This is a genomic window from Paenibacillus sp. LHD-38 (assembly GCF_031157315.1).
GTDB lineage: Bacteria > Bacillota > Bacilli > Paenibacillales > Paenibacillaceae > Pristimantibacillus.
The window spans coordinates 1-9033 of record NZ_JAVIFU010000095.1 but is presented as its reverse complement, the minus strand read 5'-3'; the positions used below and the strand labels follow the sequence as shown (position 1 = coordinate 9033).

Here is a 9033-nt window from a genome sequence, read left to right as displayed (position 1 = left end):
ACTTTTTATCGCTTTTTCGCTTATCCCGAAGGATTTGCGAGGCAGTTATTACTCGTTGTTCAGTTTTCAAAGAGCAATCTTTTCTTTCGTTTGTGACGCTTGTTTTGCTTGTCGTCCGCGTGTTTCTCTCGGCCGGAATTAGAATATACCATGTACCAGCCCAGCATTGCAAGTCTTTTTTTAAAATTAAATCATTTAATTTCTAAATCCCCTTAAATACCGCTTTTAAACGTCATTAACAAGTTATTTAATCGTATAAAACACATGTTATCCATTTCTCTACTCTTCATATGCATGCTAACGAAAAAGAAGAAGCCGATTCATAGTGTCCAACGATGGCCGTGAATCTTATTTCCTCCTGTAACTCTCGCGCTATGCAGCTTTCGCGATACGAACTTTCCGCTGCAATGATCTCGTATCCGGATCTGCTACGGTAGCGAGCGATTTCATAATTATAATTAATAATGGTCTCCTCCATTTCTTTAGCAGCTCCCAGTGTCGAGCCGTTACAAAAAGGCAAGAATGCCATTGGACACCAATTGCTAAACCTCGGTTTTCACAGAAGAAATTGCAATTTTTTAAGCATTTATAAATACAAAATAACAGTTGACCTTCACGCTGCGTGAAGGTGTACGATGATCTTGTCAGGAGGTGAGCACATGGAATACACCATTCAGAAGCTGGGGCTGCTAGCTGGAATTAGCACAAGAACACTGCGCTATTACGATGAGATCGGGATGCTGAAGCCGGCACGGATTAATTCCTCGGGCTATCGCATTTATGGGCAAGCGGAAGTTGACAGGCTGCAGCAAATTTTATTTTATAAAGAGCTTGGCGTTGGCCTCGAGGAAATCAAAAGGATCGTAACAGCTCCCGCCTTTGACGGTAAGAACGCGCTGCGTGAGCATCGGCAGAAGCTGCTTGAGAAGCGGCAGCAGCTTGATCTATTAATCGCTAATGTCGACAAAACATTAGCCCAAAACGGAGGGAGAATAACGATGACGGACAAAGAGAAATTCGAAGGCTTCAAACAGCAGATGCTCGATGAGAACGAGCAAAAGTACGGCAAGGAAATCAGAGAAAAATACGGAGACGAGCAAGTGGAACGCTCTAATCAGATCGTCAAAAACATGACGCAGGAGCAGCATACGGATATTGAGAAATTAGGTGCCGAAATCATAAGCGTGCTTGTAGAAGCTTACTCATCGGGCGATCCTGCAGGAGAATTGGCGCAGAAGGCGGCCGATCTGCACCGTCAATGGCTCAGCTTTTATTGGGGGCATTATAGCAAAGAAGCGCATGCAGGCATTGCCCAAATGTATGTGGACGACGAAAGGTTCACCGCGTACTACGATAAGCATCAGCCTGGCGCAGCGGTATTTTTAAGGGATGCGGTTCTTATTTATACGGGGACGAACAATAGTGAGTAGATACAGCAAAGCAGCACATTCCTTCATAAGGGGAATGTGCTGCTTTTTTTTTTTCTCTGCCTCTTATCCTTTTACCGAGCCTGCTGTTAACCCGCGGATGAAGCTTTTTGAGCCTATGGCAAATAAGATAAGCACCGGAATCGTCCCCAGCGTGAGCCCTAATATTTGCGCGGCCAGATCTGTGCGGTACGCATCCCCCAGCGCCGTTATGCCGAGCGGGATCGTGTACAGCTCCGGCTTATTGACAATGATCAGCGGAAGCAGGTAATTGTTCCATGACCATAAGAATACAAGCAGCGAGAGCGTCGTAATCGCCGGATAAATAAAGGCTACCACAATCCGGAAAAATACGCCGATATCCGAGCATCCGTCTATTCGTGCACTCTCGAGCACCTCGGTCGGAACTGCGCTTTTGATAAACTGGGTCATCCAATATACCCCGAATGCATTGGCCACCCAAGGCAGGATGAGCGGCAGCAGCGTACCTGACAGGCTGAGATATCGCATCTCAATAACGTAAGCAACCAATCCAAGCTGACCGGGAATCATCATCGTAAGCAGCACCGCAGCAAAAATCTTGCTCTTATGCTTAAACTCATGCTTTGCGAAAGCAAAGCCTGCAAATGCGCTGACCAAAACCGAAAGCACCGTACTGACCAGTGAAACGATGATACTGTTCCAGTAAACGAGATCGAATCGGCTGGCCGCCACTGTTTTTAAATTTTCAAGCAAGTAGGTGCCCGGCACCAGTACGATTTTTGTAAATAAGTCTTCGTTTTGGTACGTTCCCATAATGATCATGATATAAAAGGGCAGCAAGGCGAATATGGAAAGAAGGGCAATCGCCGTCGTAGCGAGCGTCGTTCTAGCAGTCTGGCTCATTCCTGTTCCCCCCTATAAAATCTTGCGCCGATGAACGAGAAGATCGCAATAATGAAGCATAAGCCGTATGCAATAGCAGCTCCAAGTCCATACCTGGTCATGCTGCCGTAAGCCGTATCATACATATTCCAAACCGTCGTTAAGCAGCATCTGTCCGGACCGCCGATGACAGCCGTACTTGAGCCCATCCCGGAACCCCCGAGCAGCAGCATCGGCTCTTCTAACAGCTGAAAGCCTCCGATAATCCCTGTAATGACAATAAATGCGGTGACTGGCTTAAGCAAAGGCAGCGTGATCGACATAAATGTCCGGTATCCGTTAGCCCCGTCTACCTGTGCGGCTTCATTTAAATCCTTCGGTATGTTCGCAAGGCCGGCAAGGTAGAAAATCATCGTGTAACCAAAGCCTTTCCAAAAAAGCATGATAATGATAACTAGCCGAGCATACAGCGGATCTCCCAGCCAGTAGATACCTTCATCAATCAAACCGAGATGAAGAAGAATTTTGTTAATGAAGCCTGCCTGCCAATCAAACAGAAGATTGAACATCAGTCCCACCGCAACGGGCGTTACGATATAAGGGAGAAAATTAATTAATTGAAAGAAGCCCTTCCACTTTACCCAGCGGCTGTAGAGAAGCGATGCAATGACAAGCCCGAATAGGATTTGAAGCGGAAGCGTGAACAGAACAAACAGCAGCGTATTTCCGACTGATTTGAAAAAATATGAATCGGGATTAAACAGGAATTTGTAGTTTTCCAAACCGACAAAAGTTTTCTCACCGATTCCATTCCAGCTTGTCAGGCTAACATACAGTGAAAATATCATAGGAATAAGGCCAAAGGCCAAATAAAACAAAAGGTACGGCGAGAGGAAAAAGTAGGGTACCCATCTTCTTTTTACGGCATCCATCGCTTACACTCCTGACTTTTAGACTCGTTGTGAAAGGAAAAGCGGCCGATGGGCCGCCTTATTTTTTGCCATTATCCGCATAGCCGCGCTTACTCCCAGACGATACTCGGCGCCTTAGCTTTTAATTCTTTTTGAATGCGGTCCATCGCTTGCTCTACGCCGAATGCCTCATCTTTCACGAGCGTCTGAAGCACGATATTCATCACTTCGTCCAATACCAAATCATTGATATTCTCAGGCATGTCCTTTGTCGTCGCTGAGATGTCAACAAAAAACTTATGCCCGATATCCTGCGTGCCGAAATTCCGCCATGACCAGTTGGTAAATGTCTCATTCTCATAGGCTTGTTTGAAGTGCGTAAATACGCCATCCGTTTTTTGAGCTTCCGCGCCTTCCTGTGACATCGAGGTAAATTCGATCCATTTCCAAGCCAACTCCGCATTTTTAGCGCCTTTTGGAATACCATGCGAGGAACCGCCTCTGATAAAGCCGCCTCCAGGAGGTACCATCAACGCCCAACGATCATCCTTCTTATCGTTTGGTCCGATTACATATTGCGGCATCCATACGGGCGACATCGCGAATATGTATTTCTCACCGCCAAAAGTCGCATTCCAGGCTGGCGTCCATTGATCCAGCTTATCAATAATGCCGGAATCCCGAAATTTAACTAAATCCGTCACCGTGCTTTTGAGCATAGGCAAATTCAGCTTATCGCCGTCAAAATATGGTTCGGCACGCTGCCCTTTAAGCGTCTGGTTTACATCGCCGAGGCTTGGAAACATTTGAACCTTGCCTCCGCTTTGCTGCAGTACCTCTTTCCCTTTCTCGATAAACACATCCCAGTTCGTGAAGATCGCTTCCATTTCCTCCGGATTATCTGTTCCGAAATATTGTTTAGCGAGCGATTTGATGTAGGCAATACCTGCTACGCTCATATCATCTGGAATAGCGATCAAATGATCATCTTGGGAAAAGGTTGGGAGATCATAATCAAACAAAATGGATTTGTCGGCATTATACGGCGCAGCCTCTAGGTTCTCAAGAATGTCCATATCGAATATTTTTGCTTTCTGACCGCGTTCGATTCTTACAACATCCGGTAATTCGCCGCCGGAAGCGATCGTCGTTTGCATCTTTTTCGAAATGTCCTCTGCGGCTACGTTCACTCGCTTGACTTTGATATTTGGATATTTCTCATTAAAGGCAGCCAGCGCCGTAGGATGCTCCGGCTCCCAAGTCCATAAAACGAACTCCCCCTTGTAATCTTCGTTTCCTTTAATTGCAGCTGTTCCTTCGTTATCTGCTTCTGCACCTTCTTTATTGTTCGTATCGCCCTCTTTCTGGTTATTTACGGCATTGCCTCCTCCGCAGGCCGCAAGCAAACATACGAGCATGGTAATGGTGATCAATAGACTAATCCGTTTGGTCCAAAATCGTATAAGCATCGAATAATCTCTCCCTTGTCAACTTATAATGTCCACGCTTTCAATATACACGTCCATAAATGTAAGCGTAAACATTGCAATCCTACACTTTTGGTCGTGATTCAACGTTCCCTCTTGCTTAGAGGACCCTACCATACGTTATAATCAATCATACGTTAAATCCAGCGGAGGTTAGGATGAACAAAATCATATTGGTGGATGACGAACGCATTGCCTTGGAGCATATTAATAGCCTTCTGCCTTGGAGCGAATATGGCTTTGAAATTATGGCAACCGCAACAAACGGCAGAAGCGCTTTGCGTCTATGCGAGGAGATTTGTCCTCATATCATGATTGTCGATATCCGCATGCCCGTCATGGATGGCCTGGCATTAATACGAGCGGTTTCCGAACGAAAATTAGGAGTAAAATTTATCGTAATGAGCGCCTATGAGGATTTTGACTATGCGAGACAAGCCATATCTATCGGAAGCGTATCCAGCTATCTCATCAAACATGAGGTTGACAGGAATAAATTGCTTGTCGAGCTGCTCAAAGCGAAAGAAAGCTGGGACGCCGACGAAAAACAGAGAAGAATGCAGCGATCCGATCTGCTTAAGGAAGTCATTACCGGTACCGGACTTCCAGCACAATTAAAGGATAGTCCGGCTGCCCCTCCATTCGGCATGCTGCTTGTCCAGAGAGATACTCCTTTCACGGCCGTTCCCTCTAGCAGCGAGAGAATAGGACTGGATTCATCGCTCAATTGGAGCTTCGATGATTTAAGCAGGCTTGCCGATACAACGTCTTGGCAGCTTGTCGGAGAATTTGCTCTCAATCGAAACCAATTCGCAGCCTTATTTTCTCAAAAGAACAAAACTCTCTGCACCCAGCGCGATTCATTTAAAGATCTCGTTGCATCCATTCAGACTCACCTAAAACAGCACAATAATCAGAGCAAGTCTATTTATTATTCGTTTCATAGCCATGATTCCTCCAGTCTTCGGGATTCCTTCCGCAAAGTCGAGGCTGCTGCCCGTCATGCCGTCTTCTGCGGAAAAGATAAGATGCTGTGTGTAGATGAGCTCCCTCTGCTGCCGATTGGCAACGAAAACTACACATCTGTTTCTCAAAATGAATACCTGGAGAAGCTGACCGAAGGTATGGGCCTAAATGATCTTGTCAAATTGGAAAGCGCTATCAAAAATCAATTTCACTCTCTTGGCCAGCAGCTTTGGAATTTGCCGCGCTTATACGAAACCGTTCATACGCTTAGCGGGCTTTTAAATAAACGTTATGCTGCCATCGGCATGCTAGAAATCGATCCATTAGCGTCAAATGATAAAATACCGCTGTACCACATCGATGATATCATGGAAAGCTTTATCCTTATGTTTCGGAAGCTATTTACTTCTAAGAATACACAAGATCGGTTATCCAATAAGCTGCTGCGGGCGCTGAAATATATGCAAGAGCATTTTCATGAAGATATTGCTATCGAAGAGGTTTCGCAAGCTACGGGAATTAGTCCCTCTTATCTTCACCAGTTGTTTAAGCGTGAGCTGGAGCGTACATTTCTCGATTATTTGACAGAGCTTCGAATTAATCAAGCCAAACACATTCTAAGGCATGAAGATGCCAAAATGACCGAGGTATGCACACGGGTTGGTTATCGTTCTCCGCAGCATTTCAGTCAAGTATTCAAAAAAACGACCGGCATGCTCCCTCATCAGTTCCGTCATGGAGGCTATAGCTTATGAAAAGCCTTCGGTCCATCATCCTTCAACGGATCATCATCGTTGCTATTGTCAGCTTCCTGCTGTCTGCGGCATTTACCTTTTATTATTACAAAACCATTTTAGTGAAGCAGATGATTCATGAGGATGAAACGAAGCTAAGCCAGACAGTCAGGCAGCTTGAATATATGTCGGACGATATTGCCAAATTTTCATTCTCGCTGATCATTTCTGAACAAATGCAATCCTTTTATAAAACTTTTGACCAATTGGATACCTTCGGTCAATTTGCTCTCATTCAAGATACACTCGATTATCTCGACGAGAACAAAGGGCTGCGCAAGGAGGTAAGCAGCTTTGCACTTCTTCTGCCGGATCACCGCGTATTCTGGAGCGAGGCACGAAATGATCAATATTTTAGCGAACGGCTAAAAGAAGATTGGTATCAGAACCATGTCAAGTCCGGGCAGCAGCATGCCTTTACTGAGCCGCATGAAATGATTCTAACCAGCAATACGGTGGAGCAAGGTAAAATTATTAGCTTTATCGTCACCGTAAAAGACATTGAGCAGCCTGGGCGTACGATCGGCGAGCTGATTCTAAACCTCGATTACAGCAGCTTTGAATCGTTGCTTGATTTTGGCAGCGCTGACTTTGAAGGGTTTCTATGGATGAATGATGCGGGTTATCTATTGTACGAGAAGGATAGTCCGTCTTCCGGCATTTCTCTTACCCCTTCGCTCATACAAGCCGCATCTGAGCATCAGCGTGACGGTATCTCACCCGTTCATGGAGGGTATATGCTGGTCGATCGGTTTGAGAGCATTAATTGGAAGCTGATCACCTTCATTTCGCAAGCATCTTTGATGGAACGCGGAAAAATCATCATCTATCTGCTTGGCGTGTTCTCGCTCACCAGCACGACTTTAATTCTTCTTCTTATGATGCCCGCTATCTTCCGTATCACAAGACCGATTATGCGCCTATACCATGCGATGAATGCCGTATCAAGCGGTAAGCTGCATACATCCGTCCATATTAAAACGGGAGATGAGTTGGAGAAGCTGGGTCAAGGCTTCAATCGCATGACCAACCAGCTCCAGATCCATTTGGAAGAATCCATTCGCCATGAAAAAGATAAAAGGGAGCTGGAGCTGGAGCTGATTCTCTCCAAATTAAATCCGCACTTTGTATACAACACGTTGAATGCTGTCATTTACATGGCCCAGAAGCAAGGAAATGACGATATTGTCCGTATGGTCGCTTCCTTTATCCGGCTGCTTCAGGATGCAGTCAAAATGGACGGCGTCCAGTCTCTTATTCCCTTGCGTGAAGAGCTTGATTTACTTCGTGATTACATCGCCATTCAATCGTTTCGCTACATCGATATGTTCGAAGTGGAATGGCATATCGAGGAGCAAGCCTATGATTGTTTAGTTCCCCGCAATCTCTTGCAGCCATTTGTAGAGAATGCGATATTTCACGGCATTTGCCCAAAAGATATCCCTGGTACGCTGCGCATATCAGCATCGGTCTCTACCACCGCGCTTGTTCTATGCATTGAAGATGACGGAATTGGCATTGAAGCGCAGCAGCTTCCGACCATTTGGGATAAAGAACATCAGATGAAAAACTCCGGCCTTCGCCATATTGGCCTATCGCATACCCGGAAGAGAGTGGAGCATTTATTCGGGGGTCAGGCTTCCATGCGCATAGAAAGCATTCTCGATCAAGGTACAACCGTTACGGTAGAGCTTCCGAAGCTCCTCCCGCATTCCTAATCACTCCTTCATACGAAAAAGGACTGTCCTTGCAAGGCATACATGCCCTCAAGACCGTCCTTCATTTCACTCGAATCTTACGACCAATCCTTCTTGGCCGCGAATCGCCCATTCTTCGTCCGACGCGAATGACGGCTTTAAAAGAAATTCCAGATACTTGTAAAATATTAATGCAGAATAGCGAGATTGTCGCTCTCATGCGATAACTCAAATGCGGTTTGCGCTTAGAGCTTAACGAGTCCAGCCGCAGCAATGCCTAGGCCAATAGTAAGGACATGCCATGGATTCCGAAACATCAAGATAGCGAAAATAATCGGTCTCCACCTCGTGTTTTGACTTGTAGACGCACAAAAAAAAGCCTTGCATAGCAAGGCTTTGATCGTTGTAAGTATGGTGCGCGTAGAGGGACTTGAACCCCCACGGTTGCCCGCCAGATCCTAAGTCTGGTGCGTCTGCCAATTCCGCCATACGCGCATATGAGATAAAAAATGGTGAGTCATGTAGGATTCGAACCTACGACACCCTGATTAAAAGTCAGGTGCTCTACCAACTGAGCTAATGACTCTTATCATGGTGGAGGCTGACGGGATCGAACCGCCGACCCTCTGCTTGTAAGGCAGATGCTCTCCCAGCTGAGCTAAGCCTCCGCGAAAACAATAAAACCCACAGGCTGTGGGGTTGTTTCTAAGCACATGTGAAGCATTTGCGCCCTGAAAACTGGATACGAAAGTTAGGTTTGCTGAAACCTTTTTAGCTGTTGTCTGCCGGATGTATGGGTCCGGGGCAAACTTAAGCGTATGCTTACGATGTAAGTTTGCTTCTCAAACGTGTTTAGGATAAGCCCTCGACCGATTAGTATTCGTCAG

Annotated in this window: 6 protein-coding genes and 3 tRNA genes; 3 read left to right on the top strand and 6 right to left on the bottom strand. The window is 45.9% G+C overall.

Annotated features, from left to right (window positions below):
• The first annotated feature begins 659 nt into the window (after nucleotides 1-659).
• Nucleotides 660-1430, top strand: coding sequence for a MerR family transcriptional regulator (locus tag RCO25_RS33830; protein ID WP_309000440.1), 771 nt, complete (start codon nucleotides 660-662; stop codon nucleotides 1428-1430).
• Between the two features lie 63 nt (nucleotides 1431-1493).
• Here the strand turns inward: RCO25_RS33830 and RCO25_RS33825 are convergent, their stop codons facing one another.
• From RCO25_RS33825 to RCO25_RS33815, 3 genes are all read right to left on the bottom strand, one after another.
• The gene (locus RCO25_RS33825; RefSeq protein ID WP_309000439.1) at nucleotides 1494-2312 is read right to left on the bottom strand and encodes a carbohydrate ABC transporter permease; all 819 of its coding nucleotides are present in this window, start codon (nucleotides 2310-2312) and stop codon (nucleotides 1494-1496) included.
• Nucleotides 2309-3223 carry a carbohydrate ABC transporter permease gene (locus RCO25_RS33820; protein WP_309000438.1) on the bottom strand — a complete coding sequence of 305 codons (915 nt, stop codon included), beginning with the start codon at nucleotides 3221-3223 and terminating at the stop codon, nucleotides 2309-2311. The genes RCO25_RS33825 and RCO25_RS33820 overlap by 4 nt, the downstream gene beginning before the upstream one ends.
• Before the next feature lie 89 nt (nucleotides 3224-3312).
• Nucleotides 3313-4671: an ABC transporter substrate-binding protein gene (locus tag RCO25_RS33815; protein ID WP_309000437.1), complete on the bottom strand. Its 1359-nt coding sequence runs from the start codon at nucleotides 4669-4671 to the stop codon at nucleotides 3313-3315.
• Between the two features lie 176 nt (nucleotides 4672-4847).
• Between RCO25_RS33815 and RCO25_RS33810 the strand changes: the two genes are divergently transcribed.
• Nucleotides 4848-6410: a helix-turn-helix domain-containing protein gene (locus RCO25_RS33810; RefSeq protein WP_309000436.1), complete on the top strand. Its 1563-nt coding sequence runs from the start codon at nucleotides 4848-4850 to the stop codon at nucleotides 6408-6410.
• Nucleotides 6407-8167 carry a sensor histidine kinase gene (locus RCO25_RS33805; protein ID WP_309000435.1) on the top strand — a complete coding sequence of 587 codons (1761 nt, stop codon included), beginning with the start codon at nucleotides 6407-6409 and terminating at the stop codon, nucleotides 8165-8167. The genes RCO25_RS33810 and RCO25_RS33805 overlap by 4 nt, the downstream gene beginning before the upstream one ends.
• 391 nt (nucleotides 8168-8558) lie before the next feature.
• On the opposite strand, the gene RCO25_RS33800 is transcribed toward RCO25_RS33805, so the two are convergent.
• The 3 genes from RCO25_RS33800 to RCO25_RS33790 all read right to left on the bottom strand — a co-directional run bounded on the left by RCO25_RS33800 (nucleotide 8559) and on the right by RCO25_RS33790 (nucleotide 8814).
• A tRNA-Leu gene (locus tag RCO25_RS33800) sits at nucleotides 8559-8641 on the bottom strand.
• A gap of 15 nt (nucleotides 8642-8656) precedes the next feature.
• A tRNA-Lys gene (locus RCO25_RS33795) sits at nucleotides 8657-8732 on the bottom strand.
• Nucleotides 8733-8738: 6 nt separating this feature from the next.
• Nucleotides 8739-8814 (bottom strand) — tRNA-Val (locus tag RCO25_RS33790).
• Between the last annotated feature and the right edge of the window lie 219 nt (nucleotides 8815-9033).

What these genes read in the sequence shown, in the direction of transcription:
- RCO25_RS33815 (WP_309000437.1), bottom strand. Translation starts at nt 4,671, where the DNA reads ATGCTTATACGATTTTGGACCAAACGGATTAGTCTATTGATCACCATT.
- RCO25_RS33825 (WP_309000439.1), bottom strand. Translation starts at nt 2,312, where the DNA reads ATGAGCCAGACTGCTAGAACGACGCTCGCTACGACGGCGATTGCCCTT.
- RCO25_RS33810 (WP_309000436.1), top strand. Translation starts at nt 4,848, where the DNA reads ATGAACAAAATCATATTGGTGGATGACGAACGCATTGCCTTGGAGCAT.
- RCO25_RS33805 (WP_309000435.1), top strand. Translation starts at nt 6,407, where the DNA reads ATGAAAAGCCTTCGGTCCATCATCCTTCAACGGATCATCATCGTTGCT.
- RCO25_RS33820 (WP_309000438.1), bottom strand. Translation starts at nt 3,223, where the DNA reads ATGGATGCCGTAAAAAGAAGATGGGTACCCTACTTTTTCCTCTCGCCG.
- RCO25_RS33830 (WP_309000440.1), top strand. Translation starts at nt 660, where the DNA reads ATGGAATACACCATTCAGAAGCTGGGGCTGCTAGCTGGAATTAGCACA.